At 41.5% G+C, this 26,029-nt stretch carries 27 protein-coding genes; 23 read left to right on the top strand and 4 right to left on the bottom strand.

Features of this window, described 5'->3' with window-relative positions:
* Positions 1 to 15 precede the first annotated feature (15 nt).
* Entirely contained in the window at positions 16 to 888 is an 873-nt protein-coding gene (locus tag NAF01_RS17475) for a YitT family protein (protein WP_048008307.1), read from the bottom strand.
* Positions 889 to 1,102: 214 nt separating this feature from the next.
* On the opposite strand from NAF01_RS17475, the gene NAF01_RS17470 reads away from it, so the two are divergent.
* The 19 genes from NAF01_RS17470 to NAF01_RS17380 all read left to right on the top strand — a co-directional run bounded on the left by NAF01_RS17470 (position 1,103) and on the right by NAF01_RS17380 (position 19,088).
* Positions 1,103 to 1,435, top strand: coding sequence for a nucleotide pyrophosphohydrolase (locus NAF01_RS17470; RefSeq protein ID WP_048008308.1), 333 nt, complete (start codon positions 1,103 to 1,105; stop codon positions 1,433 to 1,435).
* Between the two features lie 14 nt (positions 1,436 to 1,449).
* Entirely contained in the window at positions 1,450 to 2,253 is an 804-nt protein-coding gene (dapB, locus tag NAF01_RS17465) for a 4-hydroxy-tetrahydrodipicolinate reductase (RefSeq protein WP_197247632.1), read from the top strand.
* A 14-nt stretch (positions 2,254 to 2,267) separates the two neighbouring features.
* Positions 2,268 to 2,690 (top strand): methylglyoxal synthase, encoded by a 423-nt coding sequence (mgsA, locus tag NAF01_RS17460; protein WP_048008310.1) that lies wholly within the window; start codon positions 2,268 to 2,270, stop codon positions 2,688 to 2,690.
* Positions 2,677 to 3,393 (top strand): bacillithiol biosynthesis deacetylase BshB1, encoded by a 717-nt coding sequence (gene bshB1 / locus NAF01_RS17455; RefSeq protein WP_250800908.1) that lies wholly within the window; start codon positions 2,677 to 2,679, stop codon positions 3,391 to 3,393. The genes mgsA and bshB1 overlap by 14 nt, the downstream gene beginning before the upstream one ends.
* The gene (gene bshA / locus NAF01_RS17450; protein WP_197247636.1) at positions 3,390 to 4,532 is read left to right on the top strand and encodes an N-acetyl-alpha-D-glucosaminyl L-malate synthase BshA; all 1,143 of its coding nucleotides are present in this window, start codon (positions 3,390 to 3,392) and stop codon (positions 4,530 to 4,532) included. The genes bshB1 and bshA overlap by 4 nt, the downstream gene beginning before the upstream one ends.
* Positions 4,532 to 5,740, top strand: a complete 1,209-nt coding sequence (locus tag NAF01_RS17445; protein WP_048008313.1) for a CCA tRNA nucleotidyltransferase — start codon at positions 4,532 to 4,534, stop codon at positions 5,738 to 5,740. The genes bshA and NAF01_RS17445 overlap by 1 nt, the downstream gene beginning before the upstream one ends.
* Positions 5,713 to 6,696 carry a biotin--[acetyl-CoA-carboxylase] ligase gene (locus tag NAF01_RS17440; protein WP_163141875.1) on the top strand — a complete coding sequence of 328 codons (984 nt, stop codon included), beginning with the start codon at positions 5,713 to 5,715 and terminating at the stop codon, positions 6,694 to 6,696. Before NAF01_RS17445 ends, NAF01_RS17440 begins: the two co-directional genes overlap by 28 nt.
* 267 nt (positions 6,697 to 6,963) lie before the next feature.
* Entirely contained in the window at positions 6,964 to 7,800 is an 837-nt protein-coding gene (panB, locus tag NAF01_RS17435) for a 3-methyl-2-oxobutanoate hydroxymethyltransferase (protein WP_048008315.1), read from the top strand.
* Complete coding sequence (gene panC / locus NAF01_RS17430) at positions 7,797 to 8,654, top strand: pantoate--beta-alanine ligase (protein WP_250800906.1); 858 nt, start codon at positions 7,797 to 7,799, stop codon at positions 8,652 to 8,654. The genes panB and panC overlap by 4 nt, the downstream gene beginning before the upstream one ends.
* Positions 8,655 to 8,668: 14 nt before the next feature.
* Positions 8,669 to 9,052, top strand: coding sequence for an aspartate 1-decarboxylase (gene panD, locus NAF01_RS17425; protein WP_048008317.1), 384 nt, complete (start codon positions 8,669 to 8,671; stop codon positions 9,050 to 9,052).
* Positions 9,053 to 9,220: 168 nt separating this feature from the next.
* A complete protein-coding gene (dinG, locus tag NAF01_RS17420; protein ID WP_222497906.1) occupies positions 9,221 to 12,022 on the top strand; it encodes an ATP-dependent DNA helicase DinG in 2,802 nt (933 codons plus the stop codon).
* Positions 12,023 to 12,460: 438 nt separating this feature from the next.
* Positions 12,461 to 13,309 carry a ComEC/Rec2 family competence protein gene (locus NAF01_RS17415; RefSeq protein ID WP_197247642.1) on the top strand — a complete coding sequence of 283 codons (849 nt, stop codon included), beginning with the start codon at positions 12,461 to 12,463 and terminating at the stop codon, positions 13,307 to 13,309.
* 303 nt (positions 13,310 to 13,612) lie between these two features.
* Positions 13,613 to 13,783: a YpmA family protein gene (locus tag NAF01_RS17410; protein ID WP_009332715.1), complete on the top strand. Its 171-nt coding sequence runs from the start codon at positions 13,613 to 13,615 to the stop codon at positions 13,781 to 13,783.
* A gap of 15 nt (positions 13,784 to 13,798) precedes the next feature.
* Entirely contained in the window at positions 13,799 to 14,272 is a 474-nt protein-coding gene (locus NAF01_RS17405; protein ID WP_197247644.1) for a cell wall elongation regulator TseB-like domain-containing protein, read from the top strand.
* A 57-nt stretch (positions 14,273 to 14,329) separates the two neighbouring features.
* Positions 14,330 to 15,514: a pyridoxal phosphate-dependent aminotransferase gene (locus NAF01_RS17400; RefSeq protein ID WP_197247811.1), complete on the top strand. Its 1,185-nt coding sequence runs from the start codon at positions 14,330 to 14,332 to the stop codon at positions 15,512 to 15,514.
* Between the two features lie 166 nt (positions 15,515 to 15,680).
* Positions 15,681 to 16,973: an asparagine--tRNA ligase gene (gene asnS, locus NAF01_RS17395; protein WP_156185103.1), complete on the top strand. Its 1,293-nt coding sequence runs from the start codon at positions 15,681 to 15,683 to the stop codon at positions 16,971 to 16,973.
* A 178-nt stretch (positions 16,974 to 17,151) separates the two neighbouring features.
* Positions 17,152 to 17,862 (top strand): DnaD domain-containing protein, encoded by a 711-nt coding sequence (locus NAF01_RS17390; protein WP_163141884.1) that lies wholly within the window; start codon positions 17,152 to 17,154, stop codon positions 17,860 to 17,862.
* A gap of 51 nt (positions 17,863 to 17,913) precedes the next feature.
* Positions 17,914 to 18,570: an endonuclease III gene (gene nth / locus NAF01_RS17385; RefSeq protein ID WP_250800904.1), complete on the top strand. Its 657-nt coding sequence runs from the start codon at positions 17,914 to 17,916 to the stop codon at positions 18,568 to 18,570.
* The gene (locus NAF01_RS17380) at positions 18,567 to 19,088 is read left to right on the top strand and encodes a YpoC family protein (protein ID WP_048008325.1); all 522 of its coding nucleotides are present in this window, start codon (positions 18,567 to 18,569) and stop codon (positions 19,086 to 19,088) included. Before nth ends, NAF01_RS17380 begins: the two co-directional genes overlap by 4 nt.
* Positions 19,089 to 19,124: 36 nt before the next feature.
* Here NAF01_RS17380 and NAF01_RS17375 read toward each other — a convergent pair whose 3' ends face one another.
* Positions 19,125 to 21,821, bottom strand: coding sequence for a penicillin-binding protein 1A (locus NAF01_RS17375; protein WP_197247648.1), 2,697 nt, complete (start codon positions 21,819 to 21,821; stop codon positions 19,125 to 19,127).
* A 40-nt stretch (positions 21,822 to 21,861) separates the two neighbouring features.
* Positions 21,862 to 22,473, bottom strand: a complete 612-nt coding sequence (gene recU / locus NAF01_RS17370) for a Holliday junction resolvase RecU (protein WP_095244652.1) — start codon at positions 22,471 to 22,473, stop codon at positions 21,862 to 21,864.
* Positions 22,474 to 22,651: 178 nt separating this feature from the next.
* On the opposite strand from recU, the gene NAF01_RS17365 reads away from it, so the two are divergent.
* The 3 genes from NAF01_RS17365 to NAF01_RS17355 all read left to right on the top strand — a co-directional run bounded on the left by NAF01_RS17365 (position 22,652) and on the right by NAF01_RS17355 (position 24,826).
* Complete coding sequence (locus NAF01_RS17365; RefSeq protein ID WP_163141890.1) at positions 22,652 to 23,644, top strand: DUF2515 domain-containing protein; 993 nt, start codon at positions 22,652 to 22,654, stop codon at positions 23,642 to 23,644.
* A gap of 469 nt (positions 23,645 to 24,113) precedes the next feature.
* Positions 24,114 to 24,377 carry a hypothetical protein gene (locus tag NAF01_RS17360; protein WP_197247650.1) on the top strand — a complete coding sequence of 88 codons (264 nt, stop codon included), beginning with the start codon at positions 24,114 to 24,116 and terminating at the stop codon, positions 24,375 to 24,377.
* A 71-nt stretch (positions 24,378 to 24,448) separates the two neighbouring features.
* Positions 24,449 to 24,826, top strand: a complete 378-nt coding sequence (locus NAF01_RS17355) for a YppE family protein (RefSeq protein WP_197247652.1) — start codon at positions 24,449 to 24,451, stop codon at positions 24,824 to 24,826.
* 23 nt (positions 24,827 to 24,849) lie between these two features.
* Here the strand turns inward: NAF01_RS17355 and NAF01_RS17350 are convergent, their stop codons facing one another.
* Complete coding sequence (locus tag NAF01_RS17350; RefSeq protein ID WP_048008331.1) at positions 24,850 to 25,065, bottom strand: YppF family protein; 216 nt, start codon at positions 25,063 to 25,065, stop codon at positions 24,850 to 24,852.
* A 318-nt stretch (positions 25,066 to 25,383) separates the two neighbouring features.
* On the opposite strand from NAF01_RS17350, the gene NAF01_RS17345 reads away from it, so the two are divergent.
* The gene (locus tag NAF01_RS17345; RefSeq protein WP_250800902.1) at positions 25,384 to 25,953 is read left to right on the top strand and encodes a YppG family protein; all 570 of its coding nucleotides are present in this window, start codon (positions 25,384 to 25,386) and stop codon (positions 25,951 to 25,953) included.
* Positions 25,954 to 26,029 lie beyond the last annotated feature (76 nt).

The following is a 26,029-nucleotide window of genomic DNA, read 5'->3' as shown; positions in this document are numbered from 1 at the left end:
ACATCACATTAATTTTTAGCGTTCAACCGGCTTTTTATTTTCATCCAAAGTAAAGCCTTCCCCCAGCACATCATGTACAGCTGTGACAGAAACAAATGCATGGGGATCAACAGAAGTAATCGCATTTTTTAAACGGACAATTTCATTTCGGCCGACAACACAATATAATACTTCCCGCTCTTTTTTGGTGAAGGAACCATGGCCTTTTAATACTGTAACGCCTCGATCCATTTCTTTCATGATTTTATCGGCAATTGCATCGTTTTGTTCTGATATGATCATGGCCCCCCTTGCTGCATAAGCCCCTTCCTGCATGAAATCTATTACTTTTGCACCCACAAAAACAGCAACCAGGGTATACATGGCTTCCCTGTAGTTCAAATATGTAATTAATGAAAGGGCAATCACAAAAAAGTCAAAAATGAACATTGTCTTTCCCATGCTGACTCCGGCATATTTATGTACAAGTCTGGCAATTATATCAACTCCGCCTGTTGTGCCTCCAAACCTGAAAATTGTGCCAAGGCCGATCCCGATAAAAACACCCGCGAATAAGGAAGCAAGAGTCAGATCCTCTTTTAATGGCATTTCAATCTGGTACCGCTGAAAAATCCATAGGAATAGGGACACACCGACCGTTCCGATGATGGTATAAAGAAAAACATACCTGCCCAGAAGTTTCCATCCAATAAAGAAAAGAGGTATATTTAGCAGAAGGTTAGTATAGGAAGGGTCCCACTCGAAAAGGAAGTATAAAAGCAGGGTAATACCGGTGAAACCGCCTTCGGCCAAGTTATTTTGCATATTAAAGTGAACAAGGCCCCAAGAAAAAATGGCCGAACCTAGCAAAATGAAAAAAATATTCTTAAATTTTAATCCATAAAACATATTATCCCTCCGCTGCCTGAATATCACAATACCAAAGCGTATCTAATTATATAAGATACAGATTATAAGAGCAATAACATCAAAGGACAAGAAGCGGCTGACTGATCATCTATAAGCAATGATAAAAAATATTTGTAAAATGGCTGAGCTATAGCTTAACATGAAAAGTGGAAATCTCGTATATAAAACATGTAATAGAAACAGAGGTGAAAGTATGGAGAATCCAAAAACAATGAAAGAAATGCAAACAGACGTTGACAAATACATAAGCCAATTTAAAGAAGGTTATTTCAGCCCATTGGCGATGCTTGCAAGGATGACCGAGGAACTTGGGGAACTATCCAGGGAAGTAAACCATCACTATGGTGAAAAACCAAAAAAATCCACAGAGGAAGAAAAGGCTATCGAGGAAGAGCTTGGAGATATGCTCTTTGTTCTAATATGCTTTGCTAATTCCTTAAATATTGACTTAGAAGAAGCGCACAATCGCGTCATGGAAAAATTCAGCACACGCGATAAAGACAGATGGACAAGAATTGAAGAGTAGAAGGAGAGAGGACAATGGATAAAGTTAAAGTTATTATTGCGGGACCGCGGGGGAGGATGGGAAGCGAAGCCGTCCATCTTGTTAATCGAACAGAGAACTATGAGTTAGCTGCTGTGATCGATCATAAAAATGGCGGTGGCTTTCTTAGCGATTTTGAAGGCTTCTCACAATTTGGCCATGTTCCGGTATACACAGATCTGGCCCTAGCCTTTCAGGAGCTAAGTCCCGACGTTCTGATCGATTTGACAACTCCGGAAGTAGGAATGTTCCATACAAAAACTGCCCTGGAATATGGTGTAAGGCCAGTTGTTGGAACAACAGGCTTTTCGAAGGATAATCTGAAAGAGCTTGAAGAACTTTGCCATGAAAAAGGCATTGGCTGCATTATTGCCCCAAACTTTGCACTTGGTGCTGTATTAATGATGAAATTCTCCCAATTGGCAGGAAGATATTTTAATGATGTGGAAATTATTGAGCTGCACCATGACCAGAAATTGGATGCTCCATCTGGTACTGCAGTTAAAACAGCGGAGATGATTGCTGATGTAAGAACGAAAAAGGAGCAGGGGCACCCGGAGGAGAAGGAAACGATTCCTGGTGCCAGAGGCGCAAATTTCGATGGCATGCATATACATTCTGTACGCCTGCCTGGCCTGATTGCTCATCAGCAGGTAATGTTCGGCTCTGAGGGCCAGACATTGACGATCCGTCATGACTCATATAATAGAGCTTCTTTTATGTCAGGAGTAAAACTTGCTGTTGATACGGTTTTGAAAATTGATACACTCGTTTACGGTCTCGAAAATATTATTGATTAGAGAGGGGTGCCGACATGAATATTGCCTTAATAGCCCATGATAAGAAAAAGGATGATATTGTAAGGTTTGCGATCGCCTATAAATCCATTCTTGCCGAACATACCCTTTATGCTACCGGAACGACCGGTTCCCGCATCATGAAAGAATCTGGCCTTTCCATTCACCGTTTTCAGTCAGGACCTCTTGGCGGGGACCAGGAAATTGGTGCTTTAATTGCCAACAATAAAATGGATGTTGTATTTTTCTTCAGAGATCCTCTGACTGTTCAGCCCCATGAGCCGGATGTCTCAGCTTTGGTGCGTCTCTGTGACGTATATGCTGTGCCGCTCGCGACCAATATGGGCACAGCTGAAATTATTATTAAAGGCCTTGAACGCAATGATTTATCTTGGAGAAATATCGTAAGTGAAAAAGGTGACATGAATGAACCCGGATAACCTTGATATACTGGCATTTGGCGCGCATGCTGATGATGTTGAAATCGGCATGGGCGGCACAATTGCCAAATTTGCCTCTATCGGAAAAAAGATTGGAATATGCGACTTAACACGGGCAGAGCTTTCTTCCAATGGGACAGTTGAAATCCGTATAGAAGAATCGATGAAAGCAGCATGCATTCTGGGGGTTAGTGTCCGGGAGACTCTTAATCTGCCGGACAGGGGCTTATTTTATAACCAGGAATACATAAAAAAGATCGCTGAAATGATCCGCAAATATAGACCTGCCCTTGTGTTTGCGCCATATATGGAGGACAGGCATCCAGACCACGGGCATTGTGCCCGCCTGGTGGAAGAAGCCGTCTTTTCGGCCGGAATCAAGAAATATGAAACAGGCGGCAATTTTGCTCCGCATAAGGTGAAAAGCCTGCACTTTTACATGATAAACGGCTTCCATAAGCCTGACTTCCTGATCGATATCTCTTCATTTATGGATAAAAAAATTGCAGGTCTCGAGTCCTATCAAAGTCAATTTACAAGAAGCCCAGGTTCATTTGATACACCGCTTGTCAACGGTTATATTGAAACTGTTGCAGCGAGGGAAAGCTTATTTGGAAAACAGGCAGGGGTGCAATATGCAGAGGGCTTTAAAGTGAAGAATCCCTTACTGGTAAATATGGATATATTCGGTGGAGAAATATGAGAAAAAAATTAAAAATAGGTATCACCTGCTATCCCACGGTGGGAGGTTCAGGTGTTGTAGCAACAGAATTAGGGAAGATGCTTGCCGAAAAAGGCCATGAAATACATTTTATTTCATCAAGCCTCCCTTTTAGACTGAAAAGGATGTACCCCAATATTTTTTATCATCAGGTGGATGTCAATCAATACTCCGTATTTCAATATGCTCCTTACGATATCGCGCTGGCAAGTAAAATGGCGGAAGTGATAAAACGCGAGGGACTTGATCTGCTGCATGTGCATTATGCGATTCCTCATGCAGTCTGCGCGATTCTGGCAAAGCAGATGAGCGGTACAGACATTAAGATTGTTACCACCCTTCATGGAACAGATATTACAGTTCTCGGGTACGACCCATCCCTTACAGATGCGATACGTTTTGGAATCGAAAAGTCTGATGGAGTTACAGCTGTTTCCAAAGCTTTAATATCACAAACTTATGACCTGATCAAACCTGATAAGTCCATAAGAGCTGTTTATAACTTTATAGATGAAAGAATATACAGGAAAACCGATTCTCTTTATCTAAAAGAAGAATATGGCATAAACGCTGGTGAAAAGGTGATCATCCATGTATCTAATTTCCGCAGTGTAAAGCGGGTGCCGGATGTTGTGAAGGCCTTTTCAAAAATTTCTGCAGAAGTTCCTTCGAAGCTGCTGTTAGTAGGAGATGGACCGGAAATGAGCGTTATATGCAGACTGGTGAATGACCTGAAGCTTAAAGACAAGGTTTTGTTTTTGGGAAAGCAGGACAATGTGGAGGAGCTTTACAGCATCAGTGATTTAATGCTTTTATTATCGGAAAAGGAAAGCTTTGGACTTGTTGCTCTTGAGGCAATGGCATGCGGAGTGCCATGCATCGGTACAGATGTCGGTGGAATTCCCGAAGTAATCAGCGATGGTGAGACCGGCTATATTTGCACATTGGGTGATATAACTGATATCTCGCTAAAAGCAATTAAATTGCTTACTGATGAGAAACTGCTTGACAGGTTTTCTTCACAATCCATTTCGCTTGCAAAAGACAGGTTCAGTGCCGGCCGCATTGTCATTCAATATGAAGAGTTTTATTATGAACTTTTGGAAAAAGGTGACCTTTGATGAATGAAGCTTTTGCAAAGGCAGTTCCTGTGCTCGAGAAGTTAGAGGCTGCAGGTTTTGAGGCCTATTTTGTAGGAGGCTCTGTCAGGGATTATATACTTGGAAAAGAAATTGCAGACGTCGATATTGCTACTTCGGCTACCCCGGAAGAAGTAAAAAACATATTCTCGAGAACACTTGATGTGGGTATTGAACATGGCACTGTGGTGGTTCTATATCATGGCATACCCTATGAAATTACAACCTTCCGAACAGAGGCTGAATACCTGGATTTTCGGCGGCCTTCAGAAGTGCAATTTATCAGATCACTGGAAGAGGATTTGAAAAGAAGAGATTTTACGATGAACGCGATTGCCATGGATAAAGAAGGGCTGCTTATCGATCCTTTTAACGGCAGGGGCGCTATAGAGGGGAAAAAAATTTGCACTGTAGGCAACCCGGCTGAGAGATTTACTGAAGATGCCCTTCGAATGATGAGAGCAGTCCGCTTTTTCAGCCAGCTGGCATTTGAGATTGATAAAAACACTTATGATGCTTTGGCATCCCTGTCACATTTACTTGAAAACATAGCAGTGGAAAGAAAGCTGGCAGAGTTCGAAAAGCTATTAGCGGGAACCGGCAGGATGAAAGCTCTTAAGGTCATTGCGGAAACAGGATTGTCTAATTATCTGCCAAAAATGTCAGGCTTCCAACAGGAATTAAAAGAAGCAGAAAATTATAATGCAGCAGATCTGACAGGAGATGAAATGTGGGCCTTTCTTGCGTATATCTTTAAGTTGGACGAGTCACAGGCTGAAGCTTTTCTGAAGAACTGGAAACTGCCTGTAAAGAGAACAAAAAAGATAGTGTCGATTATCAGCTGGATCCGGTACAGGGCCGAAAACCAGTGGGAGGCCTATTCCCTTTATCAGGCAGGGGACAAGTCCCTGAACGCGGAACGGGTCCGCAACGTAATCTTGCATGAGGACTCAAGCAGGGGAACAGACAGCCTGCTGAGTCAATATAATTCTCTGCCGATTAAAGAAAGAAGCGACCTTCAGCTTACTGGAGATCAGCTGATGGATTGGTTTGGCAAACCTCCTGGTCCCTGGATTAAAGCGGAGCTTGAAAAAACCGAAAAAGCAGTCTTGCGCGGCGAAGTGAGTAATAGTGATGAATCCATAAGGGAGTGGCTCATAAAGTGCAATCAGAAATCAGGAACAAATTGATTGATGCTTTTACGAAAAGCAATGAGGAATTTCTTTCAGGCCAGTATTTAGCTGACCTGATTGGATGTTCAAGAACGGCTGTATGGAAGCATATTGAAGAGCTGAGGAAAGAAGGCTTTGAATTGGAAGCGGTCAGAAGAAAAGGTTATCGGATAACAAAAACACCTGAAAAAGTTACCCCTGATGAAATCAGGCTTGGTCTGCAGACTGAAACCCTTGGACGCCAGATCCATCATGAAGAAAGTGTTGATTCAACTCAGAAGATTGCCCATCGCCTTGCATACGAGGGTGCGCAGGAAGGAACGGTGGTCATTGCGGAAGAACAGCTTTCAGGCAGGGGGAGAATGGACAGGAGATGGCACTCCCCAAAATCAACAGGCATATGGATGAGTGTTATTCTAAGACCGAACATTCCACCTCCGAAAGCTCCGCAGCTTACGCTGATTACAGCAGTGGCTGTTGTACAGGCAATTGAAGAGCTGACCGATTTAACACCGCAAATTAAATGGCCAAATGATATTTTGATGAACGGGAAGAAGGTTACAGGAATTCTGACAGAACTGCAGGCGGATGCGGACCGGATTATTTCTATTATCATAGGAATTGGCATCAATGTTAACCAGCAGCTTGATGATTATCCCGATGAACTTAAAGAAATTGCCACTTCATTATCCATTGAAAAAGGCGAAAAACTTTCAAGAGCTGAGCTGATTAAGATCCTGCTTGGCAAACTGGAAAGTCTGTATAAACTTTATTTAGAGAAGGGCTTTTATCCGATTAAGCTTTTATGGGAAAGTTATGCGGTCAGCATTGGCAAAAATCTTACTGCAAGGACGATTACCGGAAGCATATATGGCAAGGCCCTTGGAATAACCGAGGATGGGGTCCTGATGATTGAAGACAGCAGCGGGAAAGTCCATCACGTATATTCTGCAGACATTGAGCTGGATGTATAGAATGCCGGCCTGAAATTTTTTATAGCCAACTCAATTGCCTTTTTGATATACTTTTTATGGGCAGTATCCTTAACAGAACTGCACCTTTCTTAAGGAAACGCAAATATAATATATCTGCCTAGATCCGAAAAATGGACCGGGACAGAGGGATGAACTGATATATGAGCTAATGTAAAATCCTTCTGCCGACAGAAGGATTTTTTTAATGTTCTGTCTTTATAACTCATTATAGTTTTATTGCCTCTTCCTGCATAAGGAGGACGAATGATGAAGCAAACAACAGACTTTTTAAAAATGAAGGAAAATGATGAGAAAATTGTCATGCTGACCGCCTATGATTTCCCTGCTGCCAAACAGGCTGAAAAAGCCAATGTGGACATGATACTTGTTGGGGATTCGCTTGGGATGGTAGTGCTGGGCTATGATTCAACCGTTCCTGTTACGATGGAGGATATGATTCATCACGGAAAAGCTGTTAAACGAGGGGCACAACATACATTCATTGTGATTGACATGCCGTTTATGAGCTATCATTTGTCCGTAAAAGATACACTGTTAAATGGGGCAAGGCTCATTCAGGAGACAGGTGCACATGCTGTTAAGCTTGAAGGCGGTGATGAAGTCGCACAACAAATTGGTGCGTTAACAAAAGCAGGCATTCCTGTTGTTGCCCATCTCGGCCTGACACCACAATCCGTGGGGGTCCTTGGAGGCTATAAGGTCCAGGGGAAAAACGCTGAAGCAGCCAGAAAGCTGATTGATGATGCCAGGGAATGTGAGAGAGCCGGAGCCTTTGCTCTTGTCCTTGAGTGTGTTCCAAAACAGCTGGCAAGGCAGATCACGGAAGAATTAACGATTCCAGTCATTGGAATCGGAGCCGGCAAGGATACAGATGGACAGGTCCTTGTGTACCATGATGTATTAGGATACGGTGTAGATCGTGTTCCAAAGTTCGTGAAACAGTATGAAAATCTGAATCCGATTATCGGCGACAGCCTTACTAAATATTCCGATGAAGTGAAGAATGGAGCATTTCCTGATGATTCCCATTCTTTCAGGATGAAAGAGGAAGAGCTGCTGAGTCTGTATGGAGGAAAAGCATGAGAACGATTACTGATATAAGAGAAATGCAAAGGATTGCTTTACAGCTTAAGAGGGAAGGAAAAACAATCGGGTTTGTCCCCACAATGGGCTATTTGCATGAAGGCCATCTTTCATTATTACAGAATGCCAGGAAAGAAAACGATGTTACAGTGGTCAGCATCTTTGTCAATCCGCTGCAATTTGGACCTAAAGAAGATTTAGCGACATACCCAAGGGATTTAGAGCGTGACAGCAGCCTTGCAGAGAAAGAGGGCTGCGATTATCTTTTTTTTCCTTCAGCAGAAGATATGTATCCTGCAGCACTGTCGGTAACGGCTAAGGTACAGGAGCGGACAGATGTTTTATGCGGAAAATCACGGCCCGGCCATTTTGATGGTGTTGCCACAGTTCTGATAAAACTGTTCAACATTGTTCAGCCGGATAAAGTGTATTTTGGGATGAAGGATGCCCAGCAGGTGGCTGTCGTTGACGGGCTTGTAAGAGATCTTAATATTCCAGTGGAGATTATCCCTGTTCAGACCGTCAGGGAAGAAGATGGTCTTGCTAAGAGCTCACGGAACGTGCATCTTCTGCCGGCAGAACGCGATCAGGCATCTGCTCTCTATAAAAGTCTTATAATGGCGGAGACTCTAATAGCTGAAGGGGAATACGATCCAGCGAGGATTCTCCGGAGAATCAGGGAATTTATTAAAAAAAACACAAGCGGAGAAATAGATTATATTGAGATTCTATCCTATCCAGATCTTAAACTGCTTTCCTGTTTGGAAGAGAAAATCATTATCGCTATGGCCGTTAAATTCAAAAAGGCCCGTTTAATAGATAACGCAATAATATCAGTGAAAAAAGAAAGCTAAGGGAGGAAGGCAGCATGTTTCGCACCATGATGAATGGCAAGATCCATCGTGCAACAGTAACAGAAGCCAATCTGAATTATGTTGGCAGCATCACAATTGATACGGACATTATTGAAGCGGTAGGAATGGCACCTAATGAAAAGGTTCAAATCGTTAATAATAACAATGGTGCTAGATTTGAAACCTATATTATCCCAGGGGAAAGAGGCAGCGGAGTAATCTGCGTGAATGGTGCAGCTGCACGTCTTGTTCAGGAAGGCGATATTGTCATTATCATTTCTTATGCTCTTGTTCCGGATGACAAGGTGCCTTATCATGAACCAAAGGTAGCCATAATGGACAGCAGCAATCGCATCGCTGACATGATACATGCAGAGCCTGAAAGTACAGTGCTATAATGTATTTTAACTAGAGCGGAACTCTTAAGGAGCTTCGGCTCTTTTTTATAATAGTCAGTGAATAAGGGACCTAAGCAGGTGGAAGAAAATAAAGAGAAAAAGGATTTGCCTTTTTCTTTTTCCGTTTTTATGATACCTTTTGAATGACTGAATATAGAGGTGTTAGCCATGGGTAATAAATATGTTGTAGTGGATTTGGAAACAACCGGTAACGCCCCGAAAAAAGGCGATAAAATAATACAATTCGCTGCTGTGGTGATCGAAAACGGAATAATTACAGAGCAGTATTCCTCCCTTATAAACCCGGAGCAATCCATTCCCCCTTTCATAGAAGAACTGACAGGTTTGTCAGATGAAATGGTAGAGAATGCCCCGCTTTTCTCGGAGATTGCCCCTAAAGTCCTGACTTTGCTCGAGGGTGCCTATTTTGTGGCTCACAATGTTTTATTTGATTTGTCCTTTTTACAGGAAGAATTGATTGAAGCGGGATATAACGGGTTTTACGGTCCTGTTCTTGATACAGTGGAGATGGCCAGAATTCTTTTTCCCACTGCAGATAGCTACAAATTATCGGATCTCGCACTCAGGGAAGGCCTTGATCATGAACGCCCCCATCAGGCTGACAGCGATGCATATGTTACCGCTGAGCTCCTGTTAATATTGTTAAACAAGCTTAATAACCTTCCTCATACCACCATAGAACGGCTGCATAAGCTGTCTGGAGGCTTAAAAAGTGATCTGGATATATTATTGGACGAGCACATTTTAATTAATGAAAGCAAGATTGAGCAATTGGCAGATGATATTGAAGTTCACAGAGGTATTGCTTTAAAAAAAGGAACAGAACCACAGGAATCTGCAGGATCCGGACTTCAGGCCTTTCCTTTCCGTGAAGAGGAAAAACAGGCGTTGTTCGTTAAAGCTTTCCCGTCCTATGAAAAAAGGCAAGGCCAGTTTATCATGATGGATTCGGTTTATGAAGCCTTCAAAAATAAACAGCATGCATTAATAGAGGCAGGAACTGGTGTTGGTAAATCCCTGGCATACCTTGTTCCGGCGGCTTTACATGCAAAGGAGAGCGGCAGAACTGTCATTATCAGTACATATACAACACAGCTGCAGGAGCAGCTGCTTTCAAAGGATGTTCCTCTGCTGCAAAAAATGCTGTCATTCCCGCTTAGTACTGTATTGCTGAAGGGGAGAAGCCACTATATCAGCCTCGCGAGGTTCGTTCAAACACTAAGAGATGATGAAGATAATTATGATACAATCCTCAGCAAAATGCAGATTCTTGTATGGCTTCTGGAGACTGACACTGGTGATATTGATGAATTAAACCTGTCAAGCGGCGGGATGATTTACTGGAGCAGAATAAAGAATGATGAAACAGCTTTTTTGCAGGATAAGTCGTGGATATCGAGAGATTTTTATTTGAGGGCAAGAAAGGAAGCACAAAAGGCAGATATCATTATTACGAATCATTCACTGCTATTAACGGATCTTACAGCAAGTACTGCTATTTTGCCGGAATTCAGCCATGTGGTGATCGATGAAGGGCATCATTTTGTTAAGGCTTCCGGGAAACATTTCGGAAACAAGCTGGATTATTTATCAGTGCGGCTGATGCTTGGACAAATTGGAATGATGGAACAGAAACAGCTCTATTATAAGCTTGAGAAGCTGGTGGAAGAGAAAGCAGGGACACGGGATGATTTCATGCATTCTTTTGAAGTCAACCAATTAATAGCTGATATTCTTCATGAAATGGATGAATTGTTCAGAATAATAGCGATTTATGCTAAGAAGTACAATAAAGCCAAAAAAAGCGTAAATCGAATTTCAGTAAGATTTAATAATAGTACTGCCAATAAGGAAACGAAGGCTGTATTAGCGGGTGCCGAACGTTTTGGATTTATGCTTAAGGATTTAATCCAGGCGATAGACAGTCGTGTATGCGCAGTTTCAGCAATTAAATCGGTCCTGTCTCTTGAGGAAAAGGCATTAATGGAGGAAGTGGCTTCTATTTTGGATGATTTGCGGGATATGAAAGAAGACTTAGAGCATATCTTTCATTTGCCGGCCTCCGAATTTGTTGTATGGGTAGAAATGGATACACGCGCAGCACAAAATGCCACAACGGTTTATGCACAGCCAGTATCGGTTTCTGAATACCTTAAAGATCAATTCTTCAGCCGAAAGGAAAGTGCGGTCATTACATCTGCCACTTTATCTGTAAAAAATTCCTTTAGTTTTATCGTAAAAGAATTAGGTCTGGAGGAACAGCAATGCACTCTAAAGCAGATTCAATCTCCTTTTGATTATCAGAATCAGGTTAAACTAGTGGTTTCTGATGATTTGCCTGAAGTTAATGCAGTACCGCTCGAGGAGTATGTGGCCTCCATAACCGAGCATATTATTTCCATTGCGGAAGCAGCAAAGGGAAGAATGCTGATTCTTTTCACTTCGCATGAAATGTTAAGGAAAACCCATGAGCTTATTAAGGAATCAGGATTTCTGGAGGACTATGCTATCATCGCCCAGGGTGTGACAAGCGGGAGCAGGTCAAGGCTAACGAGAAATTTCCAGCGTTTTGATAAAGCCATCCTCTTAGGGACAAGCAGCTTTTGGGAAGGTGTGGATATCCCGGGTGAGGATCTTTCCTGTCTTGTTATTGTAAGACTGCCTTTTTCACCGCCTGATGAACCAATGGCACAGGCAAAAAATGAGCAAATTGCCAATAAAGGAAAAAACCCGTTTTCCGAATACTCATTGCCCGAGGCAATTATCCGCTTTAAGCAGGGTGTAGGGAGATTAATCAGAACAAGTTCCGACAGGGGAGTCATCGTGATATTTGACCGGAGAATCATCACCGCAAGATATGGGAAAGCATTCCTGGATTCCATTCCGCCCATTCCTGTCGAGAAAAGCCATATTGAAGAAATTGTTGATTTGATAAATAATTGGCTATAAACGTTTTGTGTATTTTCACTTTCATTCCTTTATGATGAACAAAGGTCTGTAATGCAGGATAAATTTAGATGATTAACACATTATAAATTTGTTGGGTTTTAATTTTAAATGGCTATTTGTGATATGTAGCTTTTTCATAACTTAGTTAATTTGCTGAGTTGATCTTCGCTGTGGACACTTGATCCTCGAAAATGCTGACGCATTTCCTTCGTGCGGTGTTCAATCTAGGAAGCTTATTCAATGTCCTGCGGGAGGAGAGGGAAGTGTGAGACCCCGCAGGCGAAGCCGAGGAGGCTCGCATTCCTCCCCGCGGGTTCGCTGCGTGCCTGGAGCGGAAATCAACGGGCTAAATTCATTAACCAAAAACAACAATCTTTGAAAAGAGCCTTTTAAATAAACCCTCAGTCTGCTTTTGTTTCAATGTAGGAGGATGGAAAGATGAACGTGCTGTTCGCCTTTATGCTGCTGTTTGCGAATTGGTATTACATACCGAAAGATTCACCGGCAGTTCCTGTTAAAGTGGAAAGCATTGACCTAAAACTAAAAAGTGATGAATTGGCTATTACGTTTTTTTCTCTATCGGATGGCGAGTCTGCCTTAATTCATCATGGAAATGACGAAAAAATCCTCATTAACACCGGTGGGCAGGGAACTGAGGGTGAATTAAGAAAGCTTCTTGAATTATATGGCGTTAATCAGATTTCAGCAGTCATCCTGACAGATGAAGAATTATATAATAAGGCAAGCCTTAAATGGCTTATTAAAAACTTTGGGGTAAGGGAAATTATAGCGAATGAATCTGCCCTTTCAGAACTGAAGTCTGAAAAAGGAATAAGTGATCTCGATTGTCATGCCTGGAAACAAAATGCGAAGCAGCAGCTTTTTCCGGGATTACATGCAGAAGTTTTATACGAAGGCAGTGACCTGGGTGAAGGAATGGATATTTCTTTTATATTCCAAAGACATCGGGTATTGTTTATGAACTCGACAAGTCCGGAAGCCAAAGAATTTCTTATGAAAAAAGAGTTATCAAATGTTAATATTGTTAAACTTCCTGCGTTTGGAGGGAATGGCTCTATATCAGAAGAGATGATTAAACATCTGGATCCCCAGATCGCTATTCTTTTTTATAGACCATCCATAAAACATGATTCAGATCTGTTTCGGCTGTTAAATGATGCCTGGGTTGATGTATATTATACAAGAAAGCACGGTACGGTCACCATCAAATTTACAGACGTTAATTATGAGCTATTCACGATTTTCCCGGATGAGGAGTTCAAATAAACAGAAAATGAACCTTCATGAAAAATTCCCAGGGAAGATTTTGTGAAGGCAATTAATTTTTGGCGGCTAATTATTGTAACTCAGCTAAGTTCCTGCCTTTTGAAAAGGCAGGAAACGAAAAAGCTGCGCTTATGGCGCAGCATGACGTGGTGGACCAGAAGAAAATTTGTATTGTTTTAATACCAGTTGATCATTTCTGCTGTTATACTGTTACTGAGAATTATTTCTTTGTAAAATTAGTTTAACCTTAACGGTTGGGTATATAAGTTACAAATATTGTAGAGGCTGAGGAGGAATTCCAGAATGGAAAGCAAAATTGAGGTTTTATCTACGGTGAAGATCCAGCAAAGCCCGGATCTGTATAAAATTGTTGATGCACTGAATAGAACGTTAAAAGAAAAAGACTTGATGTTCGGTTTGGCGCTTGATCAGGAAGACCAAAATAAAGCGATTTTTACGATTTATCGTACATAAAAGAGTGATTGAGACATGAAAAAAATTTTATGGGGTATCATTATTCTGCTTGTCATAAGCATTGGAGCAGGCTCTTTCATTTACTTAAACAGCACGAAGCCAGTGAGGGCAGCAGAATCAAAGGCAGTTGAGATTGCAAAACAGGAAACGGATCTTTCTGAAGCTGAAGATTTCAATTTATATCATGGAACAGAGACCTTCTATGTGATTGAAGGCAAAGACCATGATGGTACAAGCATATATGTCTGGGTTCCGGAAAAAAAGGGAAAAATCGTCTCACTGAAGCAATCTGATGGAATTTCCAAAAATGAAGCCATTAACAGGCTCAAGCAAGAGAAAAATGCTGCTGAGATCGTGTCTGTTCGGCTGGGAATGGAGAAAAATATTCCATTATGGGAAATTCATTACCGTTCGGGCAGTAATTTAATAAATTATTACTATATAGATTTTAAAACAGGGGAATGGCTGAAAAAAATTGAAAACCTGTAGCTTGAGGCATTCACCGCCACAATGCAGGAGAAAATCGGGAGGAAGCAAGCAATGGAGATTCAATTGGCACAAAGAGTAAAAGCATTAACACCATCAACAACTCTGGCAATCACTGCTAAAGCAAAAGAGCTAAAGGCCCAGGGACATGATGTTATCGGATTGGGAGCAGGCGAGCCGGACTTTAATACGCCACAGCATATCATTGATGCTGCCGTGAAATCAATGAATGAGGGTCATACAAAATATACACCATCGGCAGGGCTTCCAGCATTAAAGAAAGAAATCGCAAACAAGTTTAAAAAAGATCAGGGACTTGAATATGATGCTTCACAAATCATCGTAACCAATGGGGCAAAGCATGGCTTATATACACTGTTCCAGGTCTTGCTGAATGAAGGGGATGAAGTCATTATCCCAATTCCATATTGGGTCAGCTATCCTGAACAGGTTAAACTAGCCGGGGGTGTTCCTGTTTATGCAGAGGGAAGAGAAGAAAATGGCTTTAAAATCACTCCGGAACAGCTGGCCAAAAGCATAACTGATAAAACCAAGGCTGTTATTATCAACTCTCCAAGCAACCCGACAGGCATGCTTTATTCTGCAGAGGAATTAAAGGAGCTTGGAGAGGTATGTTTAAAGCATAATGTTCTGATTGTTTCTGATGAAATTTATGAAAAACTGGTTTATGGCAGCCATCAGCATACTTCAATTGCTGAGCTTTCACCTGAGCTTAAGGAACAAACCATAATAATTAACGGGGTATCTAAATCTCATTCTATGACAGGCTGGAGAATTGGATATGCTGCAGGCAATAAAAGTATTATCAAAGCCATGACCAACCTTGCCAGCCACAGTACATCCAACCCGACAACAACAGCACAATATGGCTCAATCGCTGCATATGCCGGGCCGCAGGATACACTGGAAGAAATGAGAAAAGCATTCGAACATCGACTAAACGTTATCTATGATAAATTAATCAGCATTCCGGGCTTTACCTGTGTAAAGCCACAAGGTGCATTTTATCTGTTTCCTAATGTAAAAAAGGCAGCAGAATTGACCGGATTTGCGAGTGTCGATGAATTTGTGGAGGCTCTTCTGGAGGAAGCGATGGTTGCAGTCATTCCTGGATCAGGTTTTGGCGCTCCGGATAATATCCGTTTATCCTATGCAACTTCTCTTGAGTTATTAGAAAAGGCAGTGGAACGGATGCACGGATTTGTTGAAAAGAACTTAAAATAATAGTAAAACGGGAAAGCCGGATCGTATCCGGCTTCCTTCTATGTTTTCAGCCTAATTAGAGCGTTTACTAATTTACTGTTATTGCTTGTCAATGTGCTTGAAGGTATAATATATAGCGATACATAAGAAGTGATTGCTTAGATTTTTTTGGAGGGAACTTAAATTGATAAAAACAACAATTTCTCAAGTTCATAAATATGTTGACCAGGAAGTTACTATTGGTGCTTGGATTGCCAACAAGCGTTCAAGCGGGAAGATTGCGTTTTTGCAGCTGCGCGATGGTACAGGATTTATTCAAGGTGTTGTAGTAAAAGCGGAAGTGCCGGAGGAAATCTTCCAAGGTGCTAAATCAGTCACTCAGGAATCTTCCGTATATGTGACGGGCAGAATCCAGAAGGACGAGCGTTCTCCTTTCGGATTTGAAATGCTGGTTACAGGCCTTGAAGTTCTTCATCAGGCTGTCGATTATCCTATTACCCCAAAAGAGCATGGAACTGAATTCCTTATGGATAATCGCCACTTGTGGCTTCGGTCCCGCCGTCAGCATGCAGTCATGAAAATCAGAAATGAAATTATCCGGGCAACTTATGAGTTTTTCAATGAGCAAGGGTTTTCTAAGGTTGACCCGCCAATTCTGACGGGCAGCGCACCGGAAGGAACGTCCGAGCTTTTTGCGACCAAGTATTTTGATGAAGATGCTTATTTATCCCAAAGCGGCCAGCTTTATATGGAAGCAGCTGCGATGGCTCTTGGAAGAGTATTTTCATTCGGCCCGACTTTCCGTGCTGAAAAATCGAAAACCCGCCGTCATTTAATCGAATTTTGGATGATTGAACCTGAAATGGCTTTCTGCGAATTTGATGAAAACTTAAAAGTTCAGGAAGAATATGTTGCTCATATTGTTCAGTCCGTACTTAAGAATTGTTCAATTGAACTTAAAACACTTGGCCGTGATACAGAGAAGCTTGAAAAAATTACAGCTCCATTCCCTCGCATAACGTATGATGAAGCAATTAAGTTTCTTCAGGAAAAGGGCTTCGATGATATTCAGTGGGGGGACGACTTTGGAGCACCGCATGAGACTGCAATTGCAGAAAGCTATGATAAGCCAGTCTTTATCACGCACTATCCAACTTCACTGAAGCCTTTCTATATGCAGCCGGATCCTTCAAGAGAAGATGTTGTACTATGTGCCGACTTGATTGCACCTGAAGGATATGGAGAAATCATCGGCGGCTCTGAGCGGATACATGATTATGACCTGCTTAAGCAGCGCATTGATGAACATAAATTAGATTTGGATGCTTACAAGTGGTACTTGGAGCTTCGCCAATATGGTTCAGTGCCTCATTCCGGATTTGGCCTTGGGCTTGAAAGAACAGTTGCCTGGATCAGCGGCGTCGAGCATGTACGTGAAACAATTCCGTTCCCTCGATTATTAAACCGCCTATATCCATAATAAAAAGTGAATGAATAAATTAAGCAAAAATCCGCCTCCCGCGGATTTTTTGCTTCTTCCAGTTTCGTTAGAACTTTCAGAAGAAGGCAGTCAAGCTGAATCTTCATGGAAAAGTTACCGTTTTTTCAACTCACTTTGGTCACTATGTTCATGATATACTGAGAAGGAGGTGTCCCGAATGTCTAAAAATAGTTTATTAAAATGGCTGCAGGAAGGTAATATTTCAATACCTGGAGTCCTGCTTTCACAATATAAAGAAATGAATTTGAATGAGCATGAACTCGTCCTGATACTTCATGTAATTTCCTATATTGAACATGGAAATAAATTTCCCACCCCTGTAGAATTATCTTCCCGAATGACCATTTCTGTGGCTGAATGTACAGAAATGCTAAGAAAATTAATCCAAAAAGGCTTTATTGATATTAAAGATAGCTACTCTGCCGATGGAATCAGATATGAAAGTTACCATCTTGATCCGCTTTGGGAGAAGCTCATTGATCAGTTTCTGCTCAGCGGTAAAAAAGAGGAAGCTGCTAAGATGCAGCAGGAGGAAACAGACCTTTATACCTGCTTTGAAAGGGAGTTTGGCAGGCCGCTTTCACCTTTTGAATGTGAAACACTTGCTCTTTGGATGGATGATGACCACCATGATCCCCATATTATAAAAGCTGCCTTAAGAGAATCTGTCCTGTCCGGTAAACTGAATTTCAGATATATAGACAGGATCCTTTTTGAATGGAAAAAGAACGGCATAAAAACGATTGAACAGGCTAAAAGCTATGGGAAAAAATTCAGGCAGAATCAAGCACAGCAAAGGACAAAGAGGGAGGATACTCCGTCACAGACAACGAAATCTGTTCCCTTTTATAATTGGCTTGAACAGTAAGCAGGCACTGCTGCCCGAAAAAATAATGAAGATAGTAAGTTGGTGATTTCTTTGTTAAATAAAACACAAATTAGACACTGCCTTGATGCAATGGGAGAAATGTTCCCGGAGGCACATTGCGAATTGAATCATTCCAACCCGTTTGAACTGGTCATAGCAGTGGCACTGTCTGCACAATGTACTGATGCACTGGTTAACAAAGTGACAAGGAACCTGTTCCAAAAGTATAAAACCCCCGAGGATTACCTGAATGTTTCCATAGAGGAGTTGCAGGAGGATATCCGCTCCATTGGTCTTTATCGAAACAAAGCCAAGAATATCCAAAAGCTATGCAAATTGCTTCTCGATGAATACGGAGGGGTAGTGCCGCGAGACAGAGACGAGCTGACAAAGCTTCCCGGAGTAGGCCGCAAAACAGCTAATGTCGTTGTCTCAGTGGCTTTTGGGCTGCCTGCCATTGCGGTTGATACTCATGTTGAACGAGTCAGCAAAAGGCTTGGTTTCTGTCGCTGGAAGGACTCTGTACTGGAAGTTGAAAAGGCATTGATGAAGAAAGTGCCGATGGATGAATGGTCAGTTACACATCATCGTATGATCTTTTTTGGAAGATATCACTGTAAGGCACAAAAACCTCAATGTGAAATATGCCCGCTGCTCGATTTATGCCGGGAAGGCAAAAAACGAATGAAGGAGAAGCAGGCAAAATGACCGGAGAAATCGTCATACCTGTTAAAGAACAATTATGCCATTCCCTGTTTTATAAAAGGGGTGATTCAGTGGCTGTAAACCAAGAATCTCTTTTCGCTTACCAGCCCCTGCCGCCCTTTTTATACGAAGCGGCTTTTTATGCAGGTATCCCTGCAGTAAGACCTTGGGAAAACAATGCTAATTATATTCCGGTTTTGTTTGATGAGTGGGCAGGACAGAAGAATCTCCTTGGTATGCACTTCACAAACCGGGACCGGAAAGCTGCTTTAGATCCGATGAAAGTATCTTTGGGATTGTTTTTACAGATGCTCTATTGGACAAACGGGAAGCCGGTAAACCTTTTGTCCGATTCCGGAGAGTTGTCAATAAAGCCAGTGAATAGTAAAGAACGGCTGGATTTCATTTTTGCACGTCCGGCTTTTTATCATTCTTACATACAGCTGTCTGAACTTATAGCTGAAATGGAGAAGCAATATATGAGGATGCTGGCATTAGAAAAAATGAAGAAAAAGCGCTGATTCAAAACTGAATCAGCGCTTTTTTATAAGCTTTATTTAATTACGGCCGCCACTGGATTCAGATCCGTTGCCGGAATCTCCTCCGGTGTCGCCGCCAGTCCCGCCAGTTTCAGTTCCAGTTCCTGCTCCGGTACCTGTATCGCCATCTCCAGTACCTGTATCGCCATCTCCGGAACCTTCACCATCACCGTTTCCGGCTCCTTCACCATCTCCAGTACCTGTATCGCCATCTCCGGAACCTTCACCATTACCATTTCCAGAACCATCGCCATCCTGGTTTCCGTCCTGGCCGCCTTCACCATTTTGATTGTCCTGATCTTCCTGTTCTTCTTCTTCCGTTCCTTCCTGCCCTTCATCTTCCGTTTCATCTTCTTCGATGAGACTTGGGTCAGGGATTTCTACTTGTACAGAAGCAGGATCACTTTGCTGGTCACCGTTAAATGCTGTTACTTTAAAGGTATACACAGCACCTGGCTGAGGGTTGGCAATTTTTAAGCCTTTTTCTGAAGTAACGCTAAGCTGCTGATCTCCGCCTTCATTTACGGATACAGTCACTTCAAATTGAGTGCCTTCTGCGTCTTCCGGGTAATTCCATGATAATGTGATCTCATTTGCATCCTGGTCAAAGTTCGCTGACAGTCCAGAAGGGGAGTCCAGTTTATCAAACTTCTCGGACACTTGTGTCGGAGCATTGCCTTTTACAGCGTACTCATAAATGATTTGCTCCTTAGGTGTGTACTGGCTTGCCAGTTTGGCAGGATTGCTGCCTTTTTCAATGGCTACCTTCTCTACAGAGTTAGGGGCCTTGAAGTCTTCCGTTTCTTTTCCTTCTGAAACATGTGCCATTAAGCTGCTGAAAAGCTTTTGAGCAATTTTTTGCTCATCGCCGGCCGGGATGTAATTTTTTCTATCCTGATAGCCGGTCCAGACAGCTGCTGTATAATTAGTTGTATAGCCTGCAAACCAGGCATCAGGCACGGCACCTTGAGGTATTCCAAATTCCTGTTCCTGTTCATCCGTATAGTTTGTAGTCCCTGTTTTTCCTGCAACAGGCAATCCAGGTACATCAGCCAGACGGCCCGTTCCGTAAGAAGATTTAACTACACTTTTCAGCATGTCACTGATCATAAATGCTGTATAATCCTTCATCACTACTTCAGATTCAGGTTTCAAATCAAGCTTCGTGCCGTCACGCATTTCAATTTGCTTGATGGCATGTGGTTCAGTGTAGAAGCCATTATTACCAAATGCACTGTATGCACCGGCTACCTGAAGAGAAGAAACCTCATAAGCGCCGATAGAATAGGACTCATACATCTCTTTCATTGGAATGCCTAATTTATTGGTGAATTCCAATGCTTTATCAGTCCCGACTTCCTGAAGTGTTTTCAGAGCCGGAATGTTGCGTGAGCGGGCAAGGGCCTCACGCATGGACATAGGACCCATGTGTTTTCCATCCCAGTTATTGATTTCTGTACCTCCGGAATATGTGTGAGGTTCATCAACTATTGTCTGGTAAGTTCCCCATTTTAGATATTCGATTGCTGGTCCATAATCGACAATTGGTTTAAAGGTTGAACCGGCATGTCTTCTTTGATCCACGGCAAAGTTAAAGCCGCGTTTTACTTCCTGATTGCGTCCTCCTCCGATTGCTCTGATTTCCCCAGTTTTGGTATCAAGCAGGGTGATTCCTGCTTGGAATTCGTCATCTGGATACGCTACTGCTGCATCAGTGTTTAAAATGTTTTCTACGTGTTTCTGTGCATTTGGATCGAGTGTCGTATGGATTTTCAGCCCGTCAGAATATGGGTTAAGATCCGGGTATTTTTTTTCGACTTCGTCCAAGACAACATCGATGAAAGAATCATATTTTGATTCGTTTGTTTCTCTTTTTTCTTCAGCCACAAGAGTAGATTCCACAGGAACCTTTTGGGCTGCTTCCATTTCTTCTTTTGTAATAAAACCATGCTGATTCATCAGTGAAAGGACAATATTTCTCCTTTTCTCTGCTTTGTCAGGATGATCAAAAGGATTATAATTGTTCGGGCTTTGCGGCATGCCGGCTAAGAGGGCAGCTTCATGCAGTTCCAGCTCACTAAGTTCTTTACCGAAGAAAATTTTCGATGCCGTTAATACCCCATGGCCTTCAGACATATAAATCTTGTTTACATACATTTCAAAGATTTCCTGTTTTGTATACTTGCGTTCAAGCTGGAAGGCAAGCCAGGCTTCCTGGGCTTTTCTGCTAAGCGTTTTTTCATTATTCAGGAAGGAGTTCTTTACCACCTGCTGGGTAATCGTACTTGCCCCTTCAGAACCAAATCCGCGCGTAACATTTGCGATAACAGCACCGCCTAAACGGATTAAGTCCATTCCATTATGTTTATAAAATCGGACATCCTCAGTTGCTAAAAAGGCGTCTTCCACAAGTTTTGGAATGTCTTCATATGCGACATAATCCCGGTTTTCCGAGCCTACATCTGTAATGAATTCGCCCTCCATATCGTAAATCTGTGAAGAAATGGGATCCTTCAGCAATTTTTCATCAAGCTTTGGTGAGTCTTTCACCATAAATGCAAAAGCGCCTGCTCCTAAGAGCATTCCAGCAATTCCGAGGGCAATTAAAATAAGGAAAATACGTTTAAAAGTGCCTGTGCCTTTTTTCTTGCCCTTCTTTTTAGGCTTGGATTGCTGTTTGCGGCGCTCCTCCCTTGATTGATATTTTTCTGTCATATCTATGTTCATCCTTTCTGACAATGGAACTGTAAATTAATTATTTAAGGGTATAAAGATAATCTATTATCTTAATATAGTCAATTCTGGGCTGAAATCCAAGCGGAATGTAATGGCCATTCATTTCAATTTCACCCTTGGTGATTGATTTTCTCCCCCCATCCTTCATTCTCTCCCAATATGAGAGCAGATGATGTGCCTCTAACAGGAAAACTTCTTCGGTAGCCGAGAAGCGGAGGAGGACGAAACAAATCCCTTTCTGGGCTAAAACTTTCTCCATGTGCTTTACCTGGTGCTCATGAAAATTCTTTAAAGGGAAGGAGGTCGTGTTCTGGGTTTCTTTTGCTTCAAAATCAATATACCTGCCTTTATACACACCATTATAATCAGTTGTTGATGCTTGTTTGAAATAAGCTTCTTTAATAACGGCTGCACTTCTCTTTGGATAATCGACCTGTACGATTTGAACAGGCGTGGGCTTTTTATGAATAGTGGCTATTCCATGTTCCAAATAGAATTCATTGGTTTCATTTATATCTTCCTCCAGTGTCATTCCGCGATTGCTGTATGTCCATTTCTTCTCTGGAGTCAGTTTTTTGGCGCTATTAGCAGGCGGGGTATATCTCCTGCCATTAGGATAGTGGAAATTCATGCATTCACCTCATTTTCAGCTACTCCCTATGATAACAAAAGTACGCATGATTTGGTTGAATAAAAAGTTCTAAATAACAAAGTATATAGGAAACTCCAGTTAAGCAGTATTTTCCGGTTTTGCCCGGATGCTGCCTCATGCCCAAATATAGAACATTCATTTTCTGAGGTGAATTGCGGTGTTTCTTTCTGGGAAATTCCTGAACAGACATGAAAAAAAGGAACAGGCAATAAAGGATCATATTATGAAAATGACAGCCAAATATAACATGGATAATATCTCGAGAACGGAAGCTTATTTTCATTTTTACAAAAAGCACCCTGAAATACGCTGGGCGTTCCTGGCCTCCATGGTATCCCGTAATGCCGGCTGGAATATGTGCGATCTTGAAGGAAGCTGTTTTCCTAAATTGATAGGAAAGAAATTCAGGGATATGCTTTATATTACATATGAAAGGGCCAATTGGCTGATTTTTCAGGATGCATTTCCCCAGCTGCTCCTCTATCATTATTCGACGAAACTAAATAGGCCAATGTTTCATTTATTAAAAACTTTTCATGTATCGGCCTTTATGGAAAAGGAGTGGCTGTATTTCTGGAAAAATAGAAATAAAAAGAGATTAATGATTTCACTGATTATTAACGAACAAAATGTTATTCAAGAGCCTGTAATGGAGCATTCTATTTATAAAAATAAAGTTTTTCATACATTGCTTTTTTCCTTTCAGGATTATCTTCATTTTAGTTCAGTCATCTTCCCTACTTGCAAAGGGGAATTATACGGGGCGAGTGTTAATGGTTTCCGCTCTGTGTCCAAAAGAATTGATCTTGGAAAACGGCTGGCAGAAATATTATTTGACACAAGTTATTATGACGACGTGTATGAATTTGCTTTTAACACGGTTCATACTGGTTCAAGGCATGATTATGAGAAATACTTTAAGGGAAGAAAACGGAGAACTACCCCTTTCTTACGCTGTACATACCCAATAATCACTCATCACATACATCAATTTACTGATTGGTCTGTCAAAAAACGCATAAAGAGTAAATGGACATCAGAATCGGTTGTCCTAAAACATCCCGTCCATATTAAAAAATGGTATTTGCATAAGCAGGACCAGCTTCACAAGGCTGCCAAGCTGGGAAAAATATTTCGCTCAATTTGTTAACAGAATAAAACTGCAAACAAAAAAGCAAGGAGTTCCTTGCTTTTTTAGTGTCTGCATCCAGCTCCAGCGCCTGCCCCCTAGAGGTCAGAAGCCAATCCTCTTCCGCTTTTGTTCTATTAAGTTGAAGGGCGGTCAGGACCTTCAAGCTTTTTATTGCCATAGCCTGCTTTTGTTTCTTCCAGCTTTTTTGGCTGAATTTTATTTTGTTTTTCTTTTTTTGCCATAACATAACACCTCCGTTCATTAGTTTGTTCAATGATGTTATTTTCATTCTTCGGAGGCTGTCGAAACCTTGCCGCTTCTATGCAAATAAGTAGTTTCTTTGGCGAATCACTTCTAGTTTTGTCATGCATGGAGGAAACCTTCAGGGAAGATAGAATTTATGTAGGCACAAAGCAAATTTTCACTGTATCCTTCATTGTATTTATGGCAGATGGCAAGGGGAAAAAGAAATCGGGAGGTTTTTTGAATGCAGGGAAAAATGGTAGAAAAAGATGAATTGCTGGCCATGCTTTCAGAAATATATGATCAGCTTGAAGAGCTTGAAAATGTACTGGAGTCTAATTTGTCAGGACTTCGGCAGGATTGGTATTATGAACAGTCAGAAAAAATAGAGGCTTGTGAAAGCAGGCTCGAAGTGATTGAAGAAGATATGACGGCAATCAGGTCTGAGGCAGACAGTGTAGAGAGCGCAAAAAGATCGGCACGAATGAAGCTTGAACTCGGCTTCTAAGTGGAATAGAATAGCAGTATCCTTCAGTAGCTAAAATTGACTAGCTACTTTTATTTTTGGAGATGAAGCCCATGGTAAATGAAAATTCCCTGCTGCAAATGACAGAAATGCTGCTTGAATATGTGGAGATCTCGGACAGCAGGTATAAACAGGTTAAGGAATCAGGTGAAAAGGGTGATTTTTATAATGAAGTCAAACCTTTTGCTGATGAGGTTAAATCCATAAATGACAGATGGAAAGAAGAAGCCCGGGAGTGGGTTAGCATTCATAAACCACGAAATCTTTATTCACAGCAGATTGAATCTGCTTCTGAACATATTGAAATGGTTTCCATTCAGGCATTTTTTCCTGAAACAAGCAGAACCAGATTTATTAATTATGTTAATTCGGCTGTGTATGTGTTAAAGCAGTTGATAATATTATTAATTGATGAAAAAAAGGGAACCTGAATCAGGCTCCCTTCATTAAATTCTTATGCATTTACTGAATCCTGGAGGGTATTATCTCTGTAGCTTTCTGGAACGGCCGCTCCTTGAGCTTCGAGCTCACGAACGAGATTTCGATAATCTGTACTGGAAATTTCATTATGGATATAGGCCTTTTTAGCAAAATCCAATAATTCATTAACATTTTCAGGAGTATACTCCCGCAGCTGATGAAACTTCATTTGTAGTTCGTGAACATTCATGATATTGCCTCCTCTAGAATAGATTCGCGGAGAAATTTCTTCCCCGCATTCCGGTAAATGAAAAAGCGGACAAGAAACAATTTGTTTTTTATATCCTAACATGAAAATTTATTTTTCATCGTTTTTAAAAAAATCAAACTTCCGACATCTTTCATCATAGTTAGACAAAATCGGAAAGCGCTTCCTTTTTTACTCATATTTTACTCCTTTCACATTCTGGGCAAATCATTCATATATTGTAGTGGTGATAATAAGAAAGCTACTGCCTGATATTATCGCTAATATACTTATCTTATTGAATGGGGAGGATGTTTGCCCATGTTTGGCCGAGTAATGAATAGAACGAACCATATACAGCCATACGGCCATTTAAATCAAAATGTATACTTTGATCCATTTTATATGGGGCTCAATGGCCAATATTATATGAGGCAGCAGCCATTGCAGAATTATAACCAAGCTGCCGAACAGTATAATCCTTATTATTCGCCTTTTAACATGGAATACCAGCAGCCGCAGCAAATGACAGGAATGCCGCAGAGTTTTCCGCACCAGCCCTATCCGCAGCAAAATTTTGATTCCGGATATTACTCACATACAGGATCAAAAAATGCAGGGATTTTTCAGAATCCTCTAGAATCTGAAGATTATTATGGAAATCAGCCAAGTAAGCCAGCTGCTCCGCAAATGCCATACATGAATCCATATCCAAAGCAATCCTTCATTCCAAAACAGCCATCTGGCGTGCAAAGCATTATGAATTCGTTTAAAGCTCAGGACGGATCACTGGATCTTAATAAAATGGTAGACACAGCAGGCCAGATGATGTCTGCAGTCACACAGGTATCATCCATGGTTAAAGGGATTGGCGGAATATTTAAAGCTTAAAGGATCATGGCCGCACCGGCCTTTTTTTTATGTTTTAAAAAATCAGACTTGAAAAAAGATTAAATATATTTAAAAA

Origin of the sequence: Cytobacillus firmus (assembly GCF_023657595.1) — a bacterium.
In the GTDB taxonomy this organism is placed as follows: domain Bacteria; phylum Bacillota; class Bacilli; order Bacillales; family Cytobacillaceae; genus Cytobacillus; species Cytobacillus firmus_B.
This window is presented reverse-complemented; position numbering and strand designations above follow the sequence as displayed.